We start from the raw sequence: 19696 nt of genomic DNA, 5'->3' as shown, positions 1-19696 counted from the left end.
ACCGTTGCAGGGCTACGCCTTCACGCTGTCCGGTGAGGCGTTGATCGCACGCGGCTCAGGCGCGCTCTACTGGCCCGCGCAGCGCACGCTCTGCGTTTCGGACCTGCATCTTGGGAAATCCGAACGTATCGCACGACGAGGCGGCAGCGCCCTTCCCCCTTATGAGACTCAGGATACCCTCCAGCGGCTGGAGGAGGAGATCGACGCACTGGCACCCGACCAGGTGATCTGCCTTGGTGACAGTTTCGATGATGCCGCCGCTGCCGGAGCCCTGGATGGCCCGACCCTCATCTGGTTGCAGCGCTTGCAGGCAGGAAGGGAATGGATCTGGATCGAGGGCAACCATGATCCGGGCCCTGTCGGTCTGGGCGGCACCCATCTGGCAGACATGAGCAAGCCCCCATTGTCGTTTCGACATATCGCGCAGACCACAGCGACTGGCGAAATCTCGGGCCACTATCACCCCAAGGCCGCAATCAAACGCACGGGCGGCCGCGCACGGCCCAGTTTCCTGATTGATTCAGCACGTGTCATCATGCCTGCCTTTGGCACCTACACTGGCGGGCTGCACAGCCATGGCAGCGTGCTCGGCAGCCTGATGGGACGCAGCGCCATTGCCGTACTGACAGGCCCTGTGGCGCGCGCCATCCCCATGCCGCGCTAGAACAACCCCGTGACCTGGTTATCGCCATTCAGGCAGATCCCCTCGGCTGCGGGGCTGCGTGGCAACCCGGGCATGGTCATGATGTCACCGCAGATCACCACGACAAACCCCGCGCCCGCGCTCAGCCGCACCTCGCGTACGGGTATCCGGTGGCCGGTGATCGCACCGCGGGCAGCTGGATCGGCGGAAAAACTGTATTGGGTCTTGGCCATGCAGACGGGCAGATTGCCAAACCCCTGCGCTTCCCAATCGGCCAGTTGCCCACGGATCCTGGCATCGGCATCGACGCCTTCCGCCCGATAGATGCGCTTTGCGACCGTTTCGATCTTTTCAAAAAGCGGCATGTCATCGGGATAGAGCAGTGTAAACGCTGTGTCGCGATGATCGGCGAGGCTCGCAACGCGATGGGAAAGCGCCTCAATACCGGAAGAGCCTTCTGCCCAGTGATTGCACATGAAGACTTCGGTGTCTTCAGCCTCGACCGCCTGACGCAGCACGTCCAGCTCCGCATCGGTATCATCGGTAAAGCGGTTGATCGCCACGACCACAGGCACGCCGAACCCCCGCAGGTTTTCAAGGTGACGGGTCAGGTTAGCGCAGCCCTGCTGCACAGCCCCGGGGTTTTCGCGGCTCAAATCGTCCTTTGTCACCCCACCGTTCATTTTCAGCGACCGCACCGTGGCCACAAGCACAACGGCATCAGGTTCCAACCCTGCCTTGCGGCACTTGATGTCCATGAACTTTTCGGCGCCGAGGTCGGCGCCAAAGCCAGCCTCGGTCACGACGTAATCGGCAAGCTTCAGCGCCAGCCGGGTCGAGATCACCGAGTTGCAGCCATGCGCGATATTGGCGAAGGGACCACCGTGCACAAATGCAGGGTTATTTTCCAGCGTCTGAACCAGGTTCGGCTGCATCGCGTCGCGCAGCAGAACCGTCATCGCTCCATCGGCCTTGAGATCCCGCGCGCGGATCGGCTCTTTCTCGCGGGTGTAGGCTACGATGATATCGCCCAGACGGCGCTGAAGGTCTGCCAGGTCATCGGCAAGACACAGGATCGCCATGACTTCGGAGGCCACGGTGATGTCAAAACCTGTCTGGCGCGGAAACCCATTTGCCGCCCCACCCAGAGATGTCACCATATCGCGCAACGCCCGGTCGTTCATATCCATCACCCGCCGCCAAACCACGCGGCGCTGATCTATCTGCAACTCATTTCCCCAGTGGATATGGTTGTCGATCATCGCGGACAGCAGGTTGTGCGCTGACGTGATGGCATGAAAGTCGCCCGTGAAATGCAGGTTCATGTCCTCCATGGGGATCACCTGCGCATGACCTCCCCCGGCGGCCCCCCCTTTCAACCCGAAGCAGGGGCCGAGCGATGCCTCGCGGATGCAGATCGCGGCGCGTTTGCCGATGCGGTTCAATCCATCGCCGAGGCCCACGGTGGTGGTCGTCTTGCCCTCGCCCGCTGGCGTCGGGGTGATGGCAGTTACAAGGATCAGCTTGCCATTGGGACGGTCTGTCAGCCCATCGATAAAGCCTTGAGCCACCTTTGCCTTGTCATGTCCATATGGCAGCAGGGCCTCCTCCGGGATATCCAGCCGCGCACCGATCGCCTGTATCTTGTGTTTCGTCGCGGCACGGGCAATTTCGATATCCGTCGGCTGAGTCATGGTCGATACGGTCCTGTAAAATTTATCGGAATAGCGCGGGCAAGTGGATCATGCGGGGTCGCCGGTAATGGCGCCTGCAAACCGGATCTGCCGAAAGCGGCGCCAATCAAGGCGCCCTCTGCGTCTGTTCCAGTTCAAAGGTAAGGAAAACCTCTATGGAACCAATTCTGTTTACCGGTTGTTAGTATTGCAAGAGAGACGCTGTTCTTGCTGCTAAGGAGAATGTCATGAGTGCTGCCGCTGTTGTGTTCCATACAAGTTTCGCCGCCACGCTGTTGCTGGCCGCTGTTGTCTTGGCCGTCGTTTAAGGCCTAAGTCGTTTCGGCAAGGTCTGTCTTCCCTCGTCGGGCCTTGCCGAGACAAGACCATACCGGCTGATCCGGTATGTGCAGGCGCATTTCGTCGCCCACTGAAATAGTCCCTTCACGTTCGACCCATGCCGTTACCCCGCGCCGCCCAAGCGACGCGGGTTTGAAGCGTTTGCCATATCCCGGCATGGCGTCTTCGATGACGCGCGCAGGCAAGGTGCAGGGACGGTTTTCCATGTCGACGGTCAGGGTCACTCCGTCTGGTCCTTGAAGACGCGAGGACGGTGGCACCCTGGTAAAATCGGGGATCCCCTTCACCACCAAGGTCGCCCCCAGCAGCGAGGGATCAAGCTCTGCAAGCTCCATCCGGTGCGCGATCTCGGCAAGCTCTTCTGCCGAGATGATCGAAAACTGACGGACGTTTCGGATTTCGGTGTTGCGCGGATGTTGCTTGAGCACGCGACTGCAAGACGGCCGGGTCAAACCACCATGGCTTTCTCCGACGGGACCGTCAAAGAGCGCCTGGACGCTCTTGAGCGCGGAAGAGGCCAGCGCCGCATCGCGGTTGCCAACAACGCCAATCCAGGTCACGCGCGCGGTGTATTCAGTCGGCATCAGGGCGGGCATCAGGACCTCCTTGTGTCATCTCGCCGGCAAGATGGACCGGGACGCCCCGCAAGCGCAAGACGAGGCGCAAAAGAAAACCGGGGCCACTTGGGCCCCGGTCTGACATTGTCGTTTTTCGATGCGCCCGGTGTTTCCCGGTGTTTCAGGCAGAGGGTTCAGGTTCCAGGCTGCCACTGTCCGGCTTGTTGCGCGGCTTGGTCTTGGGGATCGCCGCGACGGAGGGCGCGTTGCCCGAATTGGAGCTATCGTCCTCACCCGAGGTCGAACTGGGCGGCTCGCCCTTCATGACCCGTTCGATTTCTGCGCCGGTCAGGGTCTCGTATTCCAGCAGGCCCTGCGCAAGGCGTTCCCATTCATCGTGACGCTCGGACAGCAGACCATAGGCACGCTGATATCCTTCGTCGATGATACGTTTGACCTCTTGCTCGATCAGCTCCTTGGTGTTGGCAGAGATCGAGAAGCCGCCGGCACCGCCGCCCCCACGGAATGCCTCAGCCGCTTCCTGATAGTCGATGTTGCCAACCAGATCGGACATGCCCCACCGCATCACCATGGCGCGCGCCAGGTTTGACGCCTGCATGATATCGCCCGAAGGGCCGTTGGAGACGGTACCTTCGCCATACTTGATGATCTCGGCAGCCTTGCCGGCCATGGTCATCGCGATCTTCTGCTCCAGCTCATCCTTGAAGTAATTCAGCTGGTCCATTTCCGGCAAGGACATCACCATGCCAAGGGCCTGACCACGCGGAATGATCGTGGCCTTGTAGACCGGATCGCACTTGGGCAGGGCCATGCCGACAACCGCGTGACCTGCTTCGTGATAGGCGGTCATTTCCTTTTGGGCAGGCGTCATCACCATGGAGCGGCGCTCCGCCCCCATCATGATCTTGTCCTTGGCGCTTTCGAAATCGATCATTGTCACGAACCGACGACCGACACGGGCGGCCATCAATGCCGCTTCGTTCACGAGGTTCGCAAGGTCCGCACCGGAAAAACCGGGCGTGCCGCGCGCGATGATGCGCAAATCGACGTCGGGACCGAGCGGTGTCTTGCGGGCATGGACGCCGAGGATCTTTTCGCGGCCCTTGATGTCGGGGTTCGGGACGGTGACCTGGCGGTCAAAGCGGCCAGGCCGCAGCAGTGCAGGGTCGAGCACGTCGCGACGGTTCGTCGCAGCCACTATGATCACGCCCTCGTTTGCCTCAAAGCCGTCCATTTCAACCAGGAGCTGGTTGAGGGTCTGCTCACGCTCGTCATTGCCCCCGCCATAGCCTGCGCCACGGTGGCGACCGACCGCGTCAATCTCGTCGATGAACACGATGCAGGGGGCGTTTTTCTTGGCTTGCTCGAACATGTCGCGCACACGCGATGCACCGACACCGACAAACATCTCGACGAAATCCGAACCAGAAATGGTGAAGAAGGGCACACCCGCCTCGCCCGCAATGGCGCGGGCCAGCAGGGTTTTACCGGTACCCGGAGGGCCGACAAGCAGCGCACCCTTGGGGATCTTGCCGCCAAGGCGGCTGAATTTCTGCGGGTTACGCAGGAATTCGACGATCTCTTCCAGTTCTTCCTTGGCTTCGTCGATACCGGCGACGTCGTCAAAGGTGACGCGTCCCTGCTTTTCCGTCAGCAGCTTGGCGCGGCTCTTGCCAAAGCCCATGGCACCGCCTTTGCCGCCGCCCTGCATCCGGTTCATGAAATAGATCCAGACACCGATCAGCAGCAGAATCGGCAGGAGCGAGATGATGAAAGCCTGAAAGCCGCTCTCTTCCTGGCTTTTCGCGCTGACGGGAATATTGTTGTCGAGCAGAAGGTTGGTGACTTCGGCGTCTTCCGGCTTGATCGTCACATAGTCCTTACCGTCGGATCCGCGGTACAGGACTTTTTCGCCATCCAGCGTTGCGGATTTGACAAACCCATCGCCAACTTCGGTCACGAATTGCGAATATGGCCGGTTCTGGCTTTGCAGCGTGTTCCCTGACCCGCTGAAAAGGTTGAACAGTGCCACGATCAGCAGAAGCAGCACGGCCCAGAAAGCGAGGTTTTTTGCGGTGCCCACGTGAGCTCTCCAATCAAAACAAGTGATCTTGCGCCTAACATAAGGCCGTTCGGGGTTAAATATGTTTCATCACGCAGCATTCAATGGACAAGGAGCGCGGAGAAGAAGACATCGCCGTCTCTCAGTAGTGTTGCCGTCCATCCTTCCCCGAAGTCAGCGTGCGGTGCGCAGACCAGTGTATCACCGCGCCAGACCGAAGGGTAGCCCGCCAGCGAACTGAACGGCAGCCCCGTTTCCCGCCACCGATTGCACTGCGCCAGCCCCTCTTCGCCCAGTGCGCGAATACGAAGGTCATTGGCGTGCGGCCCGGTCATCTGCCAACGACCATCCCAAGGCTGATCGGACGATGTCACGACGGATCTGACCGCAGAATATTCGCGGAAAACCCTGATTTTCTTGCTAGTCAGCGCAATCTTGCAACCATTCAGGGTCATGCCGGTGCCGTCGCGGATCGCCGCAAGGGCCAGCGCAATGGCGCGGCGACGGGGGGGGTATTCGGTGCCCGCGACCCAAACCAGCGCCTGTTGCAGCAGACGGCGGGCGATTTCGGGCTGGAGCTGACCGAAGGACGCGCGCGCAAAGACCACGTCTCCTTCGTCGATGTGCACCAGATGGCGTGCCTCGTTGCAGGCGTACCAGCCGAGGGCAGCACGGGCTGCTGCGAGGTTTTTCGCAGTTTCGCAGATCACCTGAGGCGTGAGGCCAAGAGGACGCAGGTGTTCGAGTGCCTGCCTGACCTTGACGCGATCGAACCGCGTGTCGTCATTCGAGGGGTCATCGATCCAGGCGACCCCCTTGTGCGTCAGGTAATTGCGCAGAGAGGCGCGCGTCTGATCCAGCAAGGGCCGCACGAAGGTGACGCCCCCATGCTGGCGCCGCACGGGCATCCCCGACAGGCCATCGACGCCAGAGGCGCGGGCCAGTCGCATGAAAAAGGTTTCCGCCTGATCGTCCGCCGTATGCCCGATGGCAACCTGTTCGATATCGTGTTGCCGGGCCCAGCTGCTCAGCAGGTCATAGCGTGCGCGGCGTGCCTGGTCCTGAAGATTGCCCGCGCCCCCCCAGCCTGTCCAGGTGACGGTCTCATGCGTGATTCCAAGCCCCGCCGCGATACTGGCCACCATTGCGGCCTCCTCTGCCGCGTCAGCGCGCAGCCCGTGATCGACGGTGACCGCACGCAGGGTCAGCGGCGTGTCGGCAGCGATCTCTGCAAGGATATGCAAAAGGGCGAGCGAGTCACCGCCGCCCGAGACCGCGATACCGATCTGGCGGGCGTGGCCGGGCGGAAAATGCGCGGCCACGCCCTCGCGTAGCGCCGTTTCAGCTCTGCTCACGTACAGCCTTGGGCGCGCATTTCCCCGTTGGCCTGCTCCGCAGTCGAGGACCCCGGAAAGCGCTTGGAAACTTCGCCCAAGGTGACACAGGCCTCGTTCGTCTGGCCCAGTTCGGCCAGCAGGCGGCCAAGTCGGAACAAGGCGACGGGTGCCGTCTGCCCCTGCGGGTCAAGCGAGAAACTGTCGAGGTAGGCACGGGCCGCAGTCTTCGTGTCGCCCTGCCCTTCCAGTGCGCGCCCCATCCCCAGTTGGACGGCCGGCGAAAGTGGGCTGCCAGGATAGGTCGTCTTGAACGTCTCGAAGCCATTGATAGCCCCGGCATAATCGCCGCTGGCGAGCTTTTCCTGCGCCGCCTGAAAGTCCGCCTCCTCGCCGATTGCAAGTTCAGGCGACGTCGCACCGGTCGAAGGTGTCGCATCCGACGCGGGCGGCGGAGAGACGGCGGCCTGGCTGCCGCCCCCCGTCGAGGACGCCGTGCCCGAGGTGGCCGTACCGCTGCCCAGGGTGGTCGTCGTGCCCAGCTTGGAGACGTCACCGCCTTCGAGTTCGACCAACCGGAATTCCAGGTCACCGATCTTGTTGGTGCCGTCGGTCACGACGCTTTCGATGCGATGCTCCAGCTCCTCGGTCTTGCCGGTGAGACGGCGCAGTTCGCTCTCGATCGCGTTCAGGCGTTCAAGGGGGTCCGTGCTGACCGCCATGCCGCCCGTCGCTCCGGTGGTCGACAGCTCTCGCTTGAGGTTCTGGATCTGCACGTGCAGGGTCGTCAGCTGCTGCCGGATATCGGCCAGCGTCTCATCGCGGTCCTGTGCGATGGCGGTGCCGACTGGCAGTGTCAGCAGGCAAAGGACGGTGAACAATATCCGGCGCATCTTGCAAACTCCCCCTTCGATCACATACCGGTGCCGGCGGCCAGAACGGTGACGGCCCGGCGGTTCTTGGCATAGCAGGATTCTTCGGAGCAGATCGCGATCGGACGCTCCTTGCCATAGCTGATGGTTTTCAGCCGGATCGGGCTAACCCCTTTTGCAATAAGGTATTCCATCACGGCATTGGCGCGGCGTGCACCAAGGGCAAGGTTGTATTCACGGGTGCCCTGTTCATCGGCATGACCTTCGATCACCGCGTTGTAATCGGGGTTGCCGGTCAGCCAACGGACCTGGCCGTCAAGCGTCATGCGGGCTTCGTCGGTCAGCGTTGACTGGTCGACGAGGAAGAGAACGCGGTCACCGACGCTCTGCTGGAAGTACAGCGGCGAGGCCGGGTCGGAGGCGCTGCCGGGCACCATGCCGCCGTTCGCGCCGTATCCGGCACCGCCGTTTGCGCCGCCGTTGGCCCCGCCGAAACGGTCGCCGTTGGTGCAGGCCGCAAGGCTGAGGCCGGCACAGAGAAGGATGGCTTTTGCCAGGTAGGTCATATGATACGCCTCGTTTGAAATGTTTCGATCATCTTAGCATTTGTTCGGCGAGGGCGGAATCCCCCGCCGAAATCAGTGTCGGTGCCAGCGTCGGTATCTTGACGGTATCCGGGCGGTGCAATTTCGGCACCCCCGTCACCGGCATGATCCCCTGCCGGATCATCGTTGCAGCGGCGACCAGGCCGGATCGGACGCCCCGGCTTCGGTCGGCACGCGTTTCAGGTTCCGCCCCGTGACATCGACGGAATAGAGAGACGAGGCCCCGGAGGCGCCCTGGGTTTCGCGTGCGAACATGATCACGCGGCCGTTCGGCGACCAGGTGGGACCTTCGTCCAGGAAGGACGCCGTCAGCAGGCGTTCACCGCTGCCATCGGTGCGCATGACACCGATGTGAAAGCGCCCCTTGCTCTGCTTGGTGAAGGCAACCATGTCACCGCGCGGCGACCAGACGGGCGTGCCATAGCGCCCTTCACCGAACGAGATGCGCTCCGGCTCTCCTCCATTGGCGGACATGATATAGAGTTGCTGGCCGCCGGAGCGGTCGCTTTCGAACACGATGCGCGATCCATCGGGCGAGAAGCTGGGTGCGGTCTCGATCGAGGGGGCGCTGGTCAGGCGGGTGCTCTGGCCGCTGCCGATGTCCATGCGGTAGATGTCGGTATTGCCGCCCTGGGTCACGGAGTAGACGACGGTCTGCCCGTCCGGCGAGAAGCGCGGAGAAAAGCTCATGTCGCCCGCGCCGGTGTTCAGGACGCGACGGCCCACGCTGGCCACGTCAAGCAGGTAGATGCGCGGCACGCCGCTTTCGTAGCTGGTATAGAGCACGCGGTCGCCGGTGGGCGAAAAACGCGGCGCCAGCACGATCGAGGAACTGTCGGTCAGGTACTGAACGTTGGCCCCATCGTAATCCATGATCGCCAGCCGCTTGCGACGATCATCCTTGGGTCCGGTTTCCCCGACGTAGACGACGCGGCTGTCGAAATAGGGATCTTCGCTGGTGATACGGCTGTAGACGGCATCGGCCACCTTATGCGCCATGCGCCGCCAACCGCTCTGCGTGCCGTTGAATTGCAGACCGGAGCCGAGCTCCTGCCCGGAGAAGACGTCATAGAGGCGGAATTTCACCGTCACCTGATCGCCATTTACCGCCACGGCACCGGTGATCAGTGCCTCGGCGTTGATGGCTTTCCAGTCGGCATATTGCACGGGGCTGGAGAAGGAGGTGATCGAGCCGATATGCGCACTGGTGGGGATTTCACGGAACAGTCCGGTGCCGGTCAGGTCGTCGGCGACAACCCGGCTGAGCTGGCCGGCGAGCTGTCCCGCCGCCGGGTTTTCCGGCACGAAAGCGGGAACGGCGTAGGGCAAGGGTTCGATCACGCCTTCGGTGATCTCGATCCGCAGCGGCCCGGATTGTGCGGTCAGCACACCGGGCAGGCAGGCGGTCATCAGCGCGATCAGCGCGGCGAACATGGTGCTGGGCCTGGTCAAGCGTGTCATCATAGGTTCCGCATTTTCTCCGGGTTGAATGTCATTTCGATGTCACTCCATTGGTCGAATTTGTCGACCGGAAGGGCGTAGCCTTCTCTTTGGCAGCGCAATACGGCGCGGCGGGCGGCGTCAAATGCCGACTGTGCGGCCCCTGCATCGCCGCCGTCCGAACCGACGAGTTTCAGTGTATTACCTAGCACCTTGCCGCTGCGATCCAGCGAAAAAGCGATCGTGACCGTGACATGCGCCGCGGGCGAGCCGGGATCGACCACCCAGCAGCTTTGCACGGCAAGGCGCAGGGATTCCTTTTCGCCCGCCGTCAGCGGTGGCCCGGCGGGGGCCTGACGCGGCGTCGAACTGCCGGTGCCGGAGGCCCCCGAGAGCGCCTCTTGCAGGGCCTTGTCGATTGCGGCCTGGTCCTGTGCCGGTTTTTCGGCCGGTGCGGGCGTCGGTTTCGGGTCAGGTTCCGGCTTGGGCTCCGGCGCAGGGTCCGGCTCAGGCTGGGCCACGGCAAGCTGTTGCGGCCGCAGCTGCGGGCGCTTCGACGTGGTGGGCGCGCGGTTCGGCTTGTCGGCCTCGGTCACGATTTCGGTCGTGCTTTCCTGCGGCGCGGTTTCCTTCTGCTCTTCCAGCGGCACCTCTGCGGGGGCTTCGGACGGCGCAACCTCGGGGCGCTGATCGACGTCGACCGGCAGGTCACGCTCAGACGGCGCGACCGGTTCGGGTGCAATGCGCGGTGCCTGGCGCGGCGTCGGGGGGGCCTCGGGGCGCAGGGGCACGTCCTCGGGGACCAGGGTTGCCACGTCTTCGGGGGGCGTCGGGGCTGTCTCTGGCTGATCGGGGGGCGTGTCGGTCACGTCCGCCACGGGGGGCGTGGGGGTCGGCACCTGTGGTTCGGCCTCGGGCGCGGGGGCCTCAGGCGCGGGTTCTGCCGTGGCAGGGGGCGCGGCCTCGGTCTCGGCCGGGGGGTTGGGCGCGGGGTCCGCGGCATCGGGGGTTTCGGGCACGGCAACGTCGGTTTCGGCGCCCGGCGCCTGGACGGCCGCGTTAAGCTGCGCAAACTCCGCCTCGGAGATGATGGACACAGGTTGCACGTCCACCTCCGCGGGAGGCGGAGAAAGCAGGTTGCCGAACAGCAACCATCCGATCAGGGCGATGTGACCTGCGCCGGATATGACATGACCCGCCTGCACGCCGCTGCCCTAGTTTTCCCCGGCCCCGAAGGACGGGCCGCCGGTATCTGTGACAAGGCCGATGTTCGTGAAGCCACCGTTGTTCAGCGCCCCCATGACCTGAACGACCTGTTCGTATGGGACTGCACCATCGGCGCGCAGATAGACCCGGTCGGACGACCGTTCCGACGCAATGGCGCGAAGTTTGTTCAGCAATTCGTCCGGCGCGGTTTCCGCCGTCTGGATCAGGATGCGCCCATCTGCCGTCACGGTGACGGTCAGGGGTTCTTCCTGCTCAGAGGGCAGCGCGGCGGCGGCGGTCTTCGGCAGCTCGACCGGCACGCCGACGACCATCAGCGGCGCCGCGACCATGAAGATGATCAGCAGCACCAGCATGACATCGACAAACGGCGTGATGTTGATTTCCGCCATGGGGCGCGCGCGCCCACCATGGCGACGCCCACGACGCCCGCCCCCGCCGCCGGATTTGACCATGACCCCACCCGCCATATCAGGAATCCAGCTGACGGCTGAGGATGGTCGAGAATTCGTCGGCAAAGGCTTCGTAGCTGCCCACGATGCGGTCGGAATCCGTGCTGAACTTGTTGTAGAAGACGACCGCAGGGATGGCCGCCAGCAGGCCCAGAGCCGTCGCCAGAAGCGCCTCGGCAATACCGGGGGCGACGACGGCGAGGGAGGTGTTCTGCGACTGCGCAATACCGATGAAGGCGTGCATGATCCCCCAAACGGTGCCGAACAGCCCCACGAAGGGCGCGGTGGAGCCGACGGTGGCCAGCACCGGCAGGCCCGCCTGCAGGGTTTCGGCCTCTTTCGCGATGGCAACGTCCATCGAACGATCGATCCGGGCCTGTGCGCCTGCGATCATCTGTCCGTCGGAGCGGTGCGAGCGGCGCCACTCCGTCATGCCGGCGGCAAAGATCCGTTCGGAACGCCCCGAGGGATCGGCCCCGATTTCGTCGTAGAGTTCATCAAGGGGTTCACCGGACCAGAAGGCGCGGTCGAACTCGGTCGCCTCGGCGCGGGCCCGCCGGTAGCCGATGACTTTCTGGATGATGATGGACCAGCTCCAGAAGGACGCGACAGTGAGCATGAGCATCACGATCTTCACGGTCAACGTTGCACGGGCAAATAGACTGAGCATGGAGAAATCAATCTCCTGCGCCATTGCGAGGGTTTGTGGTTCCATTAAGCCTGCTCTTTTCCGCCTCGGCCGTCTGATGCGACCTGATTGGGCGGGAAATTACAGTAGTTCGAGTTGAATGGCCAATGGAATAAGGCGGAAACCCGCCCCGGACACCAACTAGTGAAGCATCAGGCGGATATTCGCCGGAAGCCGCACCGGGTGACCCGTCTCCGACAGCGCAACAAGGGTCACCTGCGCCGAGAACAGGACATTGCCGGCCCGGCGTACCTCCTGAAGCAGGGTAATCCGCGCGCCGGTCACGGCGGCGGGGGTGGTTTCGACAACCAGTTCGTCATCGAATTTCGCCGGGGCCAGGTAATCGGCCTCAAGCCGACGGACGGCGAACACGACCCCTTCCTCTGCCTTGAGCGCGACCTGGTCGATGCCGAGGCTGCGCACCCATTCGGTGCGGCCACGCTCGATGAAGCGCAGGTAGTTGGCGTAGTAGACGATACCGGCCAGATCCGTATCTTCGTAATACACGCGCAGATCAAAGCGGTGGGTCATAATGGCATCCTTTGGTGTGGCGCGGCCGGGTCCGGGTGTGGTTCGACAGCACTGAAACCGATGGGCGCGCGAACGGCAAGCGCCGGCGGACCCCGGGGGGAGCGATGGTTCTGCGGGAGTGCTGTCAGGCCATCAATTGCCCGGCCCGCGCGGCCAGGCGCAGGGACAGCACCGCGTCGCCGCTGGCGGCGGGCAGGATCGGGTCGTAGGCGGCCATCAGCAGTGCGGCGATATCGGCACGCAGCACCGTCGCCCCGGTGGTATCGATCCGGGCCAGAGGCGAGCGTTCGGCAAAGGCCTGTGGCGACCAGAGCAGCATCGACTTGACCGCCTGCTCCATCCCGAGGTCGGCAGCGGGCATCTCGGCCAGGGGGCCGGTCATGCGCAGAAAGACGAACCCCGCCTTGATCGCGCCGGTCTGATCAAAGCGGAAGAAGCGGTATTGATCGGCGCCGGACGACGCCAGTCGCGGCAGCAGGCCGGCAAGGTCAGGCACCAGCTGATCCATGTTCTGAACGCCGGAGAGTTCATCCCAGTCGCGCAGGAAAAAGATCATCAGGTTGGCCCCGATATCGGGATCGGCCTCGGCCATATGGTGACCGGCGGCCAGAACGACGGCCTCGATCGCGCCTTTCAGGGCGGGCAGGCTATCCTCAGCCGCGCCGAAAATCACCGGCACGATGGGGCGGCCCCAGCGGGCAAACCGGAAGCCTGCGTCCGCGTCGGTGAACAGTCCCTCGATCTGCGCAGCGTCCGGCTGGGGTGTGCCGGTTTTCAGTGCGTCTTTTGGTGAGTCTTTTGGTGCGTCTGGGGCCTGTGCCATGGTCTGATCCTTTTCCCGGCTCGCTCGCGCGCGCTGTTTTCCAAGGGCGCGGGCCGGTTGCAAGTGGAAAGCGCAAATGCGCTAGCCGTCGAACAAATCGGGCAGGTCGGTTGCGGTCGCCGGGCGCGGTGGGGTCAGACCAAGGTGCTGCCATCCGCGCTGGCCCAGCATCCGCCCCCGAGGCGTGCGCTGGATCAGACTTTGTTGCAGCAGGTAGGGTTCAATCACCTCTTCCAGGCCATCGCGGCTTTCCGACAGGGCCGCGCAGAGGGTTTCGATACCGACAGGACCGCCCCCATAGCCTTCGCCGATCATGCGCAGATAACGGCGGTCGGCCCCGTCGAGACCGAGCTTGTCGACCCCGAGGCGGGTCAGCGACGAATCGGCTATTTCCTGGGTGATGCGGCCATCCCCCTCGACCACGGCGAAATCGACGACGCGGCGCAGCAGACGGCCTGCGATACGCGGCGTCCCCCTGCCCCGGCGGGCAATTTCACGTGCACCTTCGGGATCAGCGGGACAGCCCATCAGGCGGGCGTTGCGACTGACGATCTCGTACAACTCATCCACCGTGTAGAATTCCAGCCGGGTCGGAATGCCGAAGCGGTCGCGCAGTGGGGTTGTCAGCAGGCCGAGGCGGGTCGTCGCCCCGACCAGGGTGAAGGGCTGCAATTCGATGCGGACCGTGCGCGCGGCAGGGCCTTCCCCGATCACGAGGTCGAGCTCGAAATCCTCAAGCGCGGGATAGAGGATTTCCTCGACCACCGGGTTCAGGCGGTGGATCTCGTCGATGAACAGCACATCGCGGGCTTCGAGGTTGGTCAGGATCGCGGCAAGGTCGCCCGCCTTGGCCAGCACCGGGCCGGAGGTCATGCGAAAGTTCACCCCCAGTTCGCGCGCCATGATCTGCGCCAGCGTCGTCTTGCCGAGGCCGGGCGGGCCGTGGAACAGCGCGTGATCCATTGCCTCGCCCCGCTGGCGAGCCGACTGGATGAAGATCTTGAGGTTGGCGCGCGCCTCGGCCTGCCCGATGAAATCATCGAGGGTCTGCGGGCGCAGGGCACGGGTATCGGCCGCGATATCCTCGGGCAATTGCTCGGGGCGCAGGGTGGGATCTGGTTCGCTCATGCGCACTTCCTATCCGCGCGGGGCGCGGGCGGGCAAGGGGCGGGGGGCACGCCGCTCATTCTTTCGGGGCCAGCAGGCGAAGGGCCGCGCGGATCAGCGCCGAGGTGTCCAGGTCGGGGGTTTCGTTGGCGGCCTGTGCGACAGCGGCCATCGCATCGCCCGGCAGGTATCCGAGGTTGGTCAGGGCCGAGAGTGCATCCGCCTGGGCGTTGGCGTTCGGGTCGACCTTGGTTGCGGCTTTGGCCCTCGGCTTTGGCGCGGGCATGGCGGCGACGGTGGCGGCCTCCTCGATCACGTCCTCCGAGGGGCTGGCGGCGGGTGTCGCGGTCATGGCCATCAGCGTCGGGGCCTTGTCCTTCAGCTCGATCACCACGCGCTGCGCGGTCTTGGGCCCGATCCCCTTGGCCACCTTGACCGCGTTCCAGTCGCCAAGGGCGATGGCGCGGCCCGTCCCCTCGGCGCCGAGCGCCCCGAGAATGGCCAGCGATGCCTTGGCGCCGACACCCTGAACGCTCATCAGCAGGCGATGCCACTCCTTTTCGATCAGGGTGGGAAAGCCGAACAGCTGCATCAGGTCTTCGCGCACCAGCATATCAGTATAGAGTGCGACCGCCTGCCCCGGCCCCGGCAGCGCGGCGAGCGTGCGATCCGAGCAGTAGACGATATAGCCGACGCCGCGCACGTCGATCAGCACGTGGTCCAGTGTCTTGTAGTCGATGACCCCCGAAAGCTTGCCGATCATGCCGACCTCCGCAGCGCCTGCGCCAGACCCGAGCCCATGTGATGCGCATGGCAGATCGCCACGGCAAGCGCGTCTGCCGCGTCCGGCCCGGCCAGTTCGACACCGGGAAGCTGCAATCGCACCATGTGGGCCACCTGTTTCTTGTCCGCGTGGCCGACGCCGACCACGGTCTTCTTGATCTTGTTGGGCGCATATTCACCAACCGGCAGCCCGGCCTGCGCGGGAACCAGAAGGGCGATGCCGCGCGCCTGCCCCAGTTTCAGCGTTCCGGCCCCGTCGCGGTTGACGAACACCAGCTCTACCGCCGCGGCATCGGGTTGAAACCGTTCCACCACATCCGTCAGACCGACATGCAATGCCAGCAGACGCTGGGCCAGATCGTCGCCCGTGCCATGGCAAATGCCGTTGGCGATGTGGGATATCCGACTGCCCTCGACCCGAATCATGCCCCATCCAAGGTTCTGCAACCCAGGGTCGATGCCCAAAACCCGCATATTTCGCCCCGCCTTTTGCCAATTTTACCGCCCTTGTCGCAGGACTTGAGAACGAATTAGCACGAAACAGGAACATCCGCAAAGAGGTTACGACGACCAAAAGGGGGGCCAATTTCCTTCTGTTTGGTCAAATCCTGCCAAAAAACGCCTTTCAGGGGTCGGATTGCGACGTCTCTCCAAGGAAAAAATCACGCAGGTCAAGAAAATTTTTCCAAAACACCCCACCTATGCAGAAATTGCATGCGAACCTTGCGTTTAATGCTGCTTGTTTGGGCACAAAAAGAACTCTACCTGCCGCCCTGTAAGAATGAAGCGCGACGGAAAAGCTGTCGCAACCTGACTCCCCGAAAGGAACACGACATGACTGCAACGAATTTCAATGCACCGACCGCTCCCCGCGCAAAAACAGCTTCGCCGTTCAGCCTGCTGATCTCGGCCGTTTCGAACTGGAACGACACCCGCGTGACCCGCAACGCCCTGTCCCGCCTGACCGACCGTGAACTGAGCGATATCGGTCTGGTCCGCGGCGACATCGAAGACGTCGCACGCAGCTAAGGCGCATCCGCGGCGCGCAAACGCCGCCGGATCGCCTTGGGGAAGATGAGAAAGCCGTAACCCGGGATCACCTGGTTACGGCTTTTTTACGTCTTGCGTACGGTGCGGGCCGGTCCAGAGGACCAGGCCGCAAGTCACCTCAGGCAGGTTTGCTCAGGGTCAGCGTGGTCCATTCGCGGATCTGTTCCGAGAAGTGCAGCTCCATCCCCTGCGCCTTGTAGGCGGCGAACACGTCGTCGGCCTGTTCGTTCAGCAGACCCGAGAGCACGGCAAAGCCGCCCGGTTGCAGATGCGCGGCGATGTCGGGCGCCAGCAGGATCAGCGGGCCCATCAGGATATTGGCGAAGATCAGGCCATAGGGGGCACCGGCCGCCAGAGTCGGGTGGTCAAACCCGGTCGCCTCGAGACAGGTGACGCGGCCATCCATGCCGTTTGCGGCAAGGTTCGCAACGGCCACATCCACCGCGACGGGGTCGATATCGCTGGCGATCGGCGTGCCGGGCCAGATACGGGCGGCGGCCATCGCCAGAACGGCGGTACCGCAGCCGATGTCGGCGACGCGATCCGACGTGAAGCCTTCGGTATCGATGCGATCCAGCGCGCGCAGGCAGCCCAGCGTGGTGCCGTGGTGGCCGGTGCCAAAGGCCATCGCGGCCTCGATCAGCAGGGGTTCGACCCCGTCTGGCATCTTGTCGGCGTCGTGTGATCCGTAAACCCAGAAGCGACCGGCGACGACGGGCGAAAGCTCGCGCCGGACCTTGGCGACCCAATCGGTTTCGGGCAGTTCGGACACGGCAAAGGGACGGGCGCTGTGGATCGTGGCCAGCAGGGCAAGGCCCGCCTGATCGGGGGCCTCGTTAAAGTAACCGCCGACCTCCCACAGACCGGAGCCGTCCTCCATCTCGAAGACGCCGACCCCGTAGGGTTCTGGCGCCAGGGTCTCCATCCCTTCGCCGAGCGCCTCGGCATCGGCCTTGCCGGTCAGCGTGGTAAAGGCGGTAAAGGTGGGCATGGCGATCCTCGCGAAGGGTGTCTGAGTCAATGATTGCAGGTTGCGGCGGGGGTAGTCGCAAGCGCGTGCGGCGTCAAGCTGGGCGTCCTGCCAGACGGCAGAGTGGACGGGCGAGCGCGCCGAAGTGCCGGGCGGCGGGGTAAGCAAGGCGGCGGGGTATGCAAGGGGTGGGGTGTGCCGGCCTCTGGGGCCGTCAGTAAAAGCTCTGCGGGTCGATATCTATGGCGAGGCGCAGGTTTTTCGGCAGGCGCACGCCATTGACCCAATCCGATACGGCGCGTTGCAGCGGCGCGCCCTTTGGCGCCTTGACCAGCAGGCGCACGCGGTGCCAGCCCCGGATGCGCGCGATCGGCGCGGCGGCGGGACCATAGACGACGGCCCCCGCGCGGCGCAAAGGGCCATCGTTGCGCGCGAGGTCAGCCCCGGCGGCAAAGGCGATTTCAGGCTTTTCCGCCGACAGGATGATGCCTGCCATGCGGCCAAAAGGCGGCATCCCGGCCTGCGCGCGGCTTTCGGCCTCGGCGTTCCAGAATTCTTCCTCTTCGCCCGACAGGATCGCTCGGATGACGGGGTGTTCGGGCTGGTAGGTTTGCAAAAGCGCCTCGCCCGGACGATCTGCGCGCCCGGCCCGCCCTGCGACCTGGCGCATCAGCTGAAAGGTCTTTTCCGCCGCGCGCATGTCGCTGCCGTGCAGGCCCAGGTCGGCGTCGATCACCCCGACCAGCGTCAGCAGGGGAAAGTTGTGCCCCTTGGCCACCAGTTGCGTGCCGACGACGATGTCCGCGCCGCCATTGGCAATCGTCTCGACCGCCTGTTTCAGCGCGCGGGATGATGCGAAGAGGTCGGAGGACAAGGTGGCGATGCGGGCGTCGGGGAACAGCGTCGTTGCTTCCTCGGTCAGGCGTTCGACGCCGGGGCCGACGGCCGAGAGCTTGCCCACCACCTCGCATTTCGGGCAGGCCTCGGGGAGGGGAATGCTTTCTCCGCACTGATGGCACATCAGACGTTTGAGAAAGCGGTGTTCGACCATGCGAGCGTCACAATGGGGGCATTCGATCTGGTCGCCGCAGGCCCGGCAGATGGTCACGGGCGCATAGCCACGGCGGTTGAGGAACAGAAGCGCCTGTTCGCCCGCCGCGATCCGGGCGTCGACGGCGGCTTTCAGGCTGGGCGAGATCCACTGGCCCGAGGCCATTTCCTCTTGCCGCATGTCCAGGGCCTGCATGTCGGGCAGCACGGCCGCCCCGAAACGGTCGGTCATGTCGATCCGCTGATACTTGCCGGCCTGCGCGTTGACCCAACTCTCCAAACTGGGCGTGGCCGAGGCCAGAACGACCTGCGCGCCCACGATCGAGGCGCGCAGCACCGCCATGTCACGCGCGTTGTAGTGCACGCCGTCTTCCTGCTTGTAGGAACTGTCGTGTTCCTCGTCCACGACGATCAGGCCGAGGTCACGGAACGGCAGGAACAGCGCCGAACGCGCACCCACGACCAGTTGCGCACCGCCCTCGCCCACCATCTTCCAGGCGCGGCGGCGTTCGGTCATGGTCACGCCGGAGTGCCATTCGGCCGCGCGGGCGCCGAACCGCTTTTCGACCCGCGTCAGGAATTCCGCCGACAGAGCGATTTCGGGCAGCAGCACCAGCGCCTGACGGCCCTTGGCGAGGCAGGCCGCCACCGCCTCAAGATAGACTTCGGTCTTGCCCGATCCGGTGACGCCGCGCAGCAGGGTCGTGGCGTAATCACCGGACCGGATGCCCTTGCGCAGGATCGCAGCGGCGCTGGATTGCGACGCGGTCAGGGGTTTGCCGGGCAGGTCGGGATCAAGGCGCGGATAGGGCAGATCGCGGGGCGTGTTTTCCTCCAGCACGACCTGCTGCGCGACGAGGCCCTTGATGACAGAGGCGCTGACACCGGCGTTGTCGGCCAGTTCCTTGAGGGTGAACGACAGCCCGCCGAATTCCTCCAGCACCGCGATGACGCGGGTGCGGGCGTCGGTCATGCGGTCCGGCGTCTCTTCTCCCAGACGATAGACCTTTTGCATCGAGGGCTGGTCGGTCAGGCCCGGCGCGCGGGTGGCAAGGCGCAGCATCGCGGCCATCGGGGTCAGGGTGTAGTCGCCGGCGCGCAGCAGGAAGTCGCGCATTTCCTGGCGCATCGGAGCGACGGGCAGCACCTTGTTGATTGCGCGGGCCTTGGACAAATCGAAACCGCCCTGCCCCACGCCCCAGACCACACCAATCACCTGCCGCGGGCCAAGCGGGACCATGACATAGGCCCCGTCGTCCACACCGCCTTCGGGGGCGCGGTAATCAAGCGTCCTGTCCAGTGGCTGCGTGGTCAGCACCGATACGAGCGTGCCTTCGGGAAAAAATGTCGGGCGATCAGCCAATCCGGTCTCCGGTTGCGGCGAATGGGGTTTCGGTGAGCCCCTCTATCGGGTAAAGCCGGAGCAACAGATAACCAATCCCCCGATGAGG

19 protein-coding genes are annotated in these 19696 nt (G+C 64.1%); 2 read left to right on the top strand and 17 right to left on the bottom strand.

What is annotated here, in order from left to right; translation table 11 throughout:
• Positions 1–4 precede the first annotated feature (4 nt).
• The gene (gene pdeM, locus DL237_RS04860; protein WP_119397981.1) at positions 5–664 is read left to right on the top strand and encodes a ligase-associated DNA damage response endonuclease PdeM; all 660 of its coding nucleotides are present in this window, start codon (positions 5–7) and stop codon (positions 662–664) included.
• Here the strand turns inward: pdeM and DL237_RS04855 are convergent.
• The 15 genes from DL237_RS04855 to ruvC all read right to left on the bottom strand — a co-directional run bounded on the left by DL237_RS04855 (position 661) and on the right by ruvC (position 15649).
• Positions 661–2337 (bottom strand): formate--tetrahydrofolate ligase, encoded by a 1677-nt coding sequence (locus DL237_RS04855; protein WP_119397898.1) that lies wholly within the window; start codon positions 2335–2337, stop codon positions 661–663. The two genes, pdeM and DL237_RS04855, sit on opposite strands and share 4 nt — an antisense overlap.
• A gap of 311 nt (positions 2338–2648) precedes the next feature.
• Positions 2649–3272, bottom strand: coding sequence for an MOSC domain-containing protein (locus tag DL237_RS04850; RefSeq protein ID WP_119397897.1), 624 nt, complete (start codon positions 3270–3272; stop codon positions 2649–2651).
• 142 nt (positions 3273–3414) lie between these two features.
• Positions 3415–5337, bottom strand: coding sequence for an ATP-dependent zinc metalloprotease FtsH (ftsH, locus tag DL237_RS04845; protein WP_119397896.1), 1923 nt, complete (start codon positions 5335–5337; stop codon positions 3415–3417).
• 80 nt (positions 5338–5417) lie between these two features.
• Positions 5418–6671, bottom strand: a complete 1254-nt coding sequence (gene tilS, locus DL237_RS04840; protein ID WP_119397895.1) for a tRNA lysidine(34) synthetase TilS — start codon at positions 6669–6671, stop codon at positions 5418–5420.
• Positions 6668–7543 (bottom strand): tol-pal system protein YbgF, encoded by an 876-nt coding sequence (gene ybgF / locus DL237_RS04835; RefSeq protein WP_119397894.1) that lies wholly within the window; start codon positions 7541–7543, stop codon positions 6668–6670. The genes tilS and ybgF overlap by 4 nt, the downstream gene beginning before the upstream one ends.
• 20 nt (positions 7544–7563) lie before the next feature.
• Complete coding sequence (gene pal, locus DL237_RS04830; protein ID WP_119397893.1) at positions 7564–8088, bottom strand: peptidoglycan-associated lipoprotein Pal; 525 nt, start codon at positions 8086–8088, stop codon at positions 7564–7566.
• Positions 8089–8247: 159 nt separating this feature from the next.
• Positions 8248–9561: a Tol-Pal system beta propeller repeat protein TolB gene (gene tolB / locus DL237_RS04825; protein ID WP_119397980.1), complete on the bottom strand. Its 1314-nt coding sequence runs from the start codon at positions 9559–9561 to the stop codon at positions 8248–8250.
• Between the two features lie 26 nt (positions 9562–9587).
• Complete coding sequence (locus tag DL237_RS04820) at positions 9588–10673, bottom strand: cell envelope biogenesis protein TolA (RefSeq protein WP_233544871.1); 1086 nt, start codon at positions 10671–10673, stop codon at positions 9588–9590.
• 108 nt (positions 10674–10781) lie between these two features.
• Positions 10782–11261 (bottom strand): protein TolR, encoded by a 480-nt coding sequence (gene tolR / locus DL237_RS04815; RefSeq protein WP_119397891.1) that lies wholly within the window; start codon positions 11259–11261, stop codon positions 10782–10784.
• A 1-nt stretch (position 11262) separates the two neighbouring features.
• Positions 11263–11958 (bottom strand): protein TolQ, encoded by a 696-nt coding sequence (gene tolQ, locus DL237_RS04810; RefSeq protein ID WP_119397890.1) that lies wholly within the window; start codon positions 11956–11958, stop codon positions 11263–11265.
• A gap of 114 nt (positions 11959–12072) precedes the next feature.
• Complete coding sequence (ybgC, locus tag DL237_RS04805) at positions 12073–12462, bottom strand: tol-pal system-associated acyl-CoA thioesterase (protein ID WP_119397889.1); 390 nt, start codon at positions 12460–12462, stop codon at positions 12073–12075.
• Positions 12463–12586: 124 nt separating this feature from the next.
• Positions 12587–13285 carry a hypothetical protein gene (locus tag DL237_RS04800; protein WP_233544870.1) on the bottom strand — a complete coding sequence of 233 codons (699 nt, stop codon included), beginning with the start codon at positions 13283–13285 and terminating at the stop codon, positions 12587–12589.
• A gap of 81 nt (positions 13286–13366) precedes the next feature.
• On the bottom strand, positions 13367–14413 hold the full coding sequence (ruvB, locus tag DL237_RS04795) for a Holliday junction branch migration DNA helicase RuvB (protein ID WP_119397888.1): 1047 nt from the start codon (positions 14411–14413) through the stop codon (positions 13367–13369).
• A 55-nt stretch (positions 14414–14468) separates the two neighbouring features.
• Positions 14469–15155 carry a Holliday junction branch migration protein RuvA gene (ruvA, locus tag DL237_RS04790; protein WP_119397887.1) on the bottom strand — a complete coding sequence of 229 codons (687 nt, stop codon included), beginning with the start codon at positions 15153–15155 and terminating at the stop codon, positions 14469–14471.
• Positions 15152–15649, bottom strand: coding sequence for a crossover junction endodeoxyribonuclease RuvC (ruvC, locus tag DL237_RS04785; protein ID WP_119397886.1), 498 nt, complete (start codon positions 15647–15649; stop codon positions 15152–15154). Before ruvC ends, ruvA begins: the two co-directional genes overlap by 4 nt.
• 360 nt (positions 15650–16009) lie before the next feature.
• Here ruvC and DL237_RS04780 point away from each other — a divergent pair, with 360 nt between their 5' ends.
• Positions 16010–16204, top strand: a complete 195-nt coding sequence (locus DL237_RS04780) for a DUF1127 domain-containing protein (RefSeq protein ID WP_119397885.1) — start codon at positions 16010–16012, stop codon at positions 16202–16204.
• A gap of 139 nt (positions 16205–16343) precedes the next feature.
• Here the strand turns inward: DL237_RS04780 and DL237_RS04775 are convergent, their stop codons facing one another.
• A complete protein-coding gene (locus tag DL237_RS04775; RefSeq protein WP_119397884.1) occupies positions 16344–17216 on the bottom strand; it encodes a 50S ribosomal protein L11 methyltransferase in 873 nt (290 codons plus the stop codon).
• Between the two features lie 193 nt (positions 17217–17409).
• Positions 17410–19608: a primosomal protein N' gene (locus DL237_RS04770; RefSeq protein WP_119397883.1), complete on the bottom strand. Its 2199-nt coding sequence runs from the start codon at positions 19606–19608 to the stop codon at positions 17410–17412.
• Between the last annotated feature and the right edge of the window lie 88 nt (positions 19609–19696).

This window comes from Pseudooceanicola sediminis, assembly GCF_003575965.1.
GTDB lineage: Bacteria > Pseudomonadota > Alphaproteobacteria > Rhodobacterales > Rhodobacteraceae > Pseudooceanicola > Pseudooceanicola sediminis.
The sequence above is the reverse complement of the archived record's forward strand: the minus strand, read 5'-3'. Positions and strand labels throughout refer to the sequence as shown.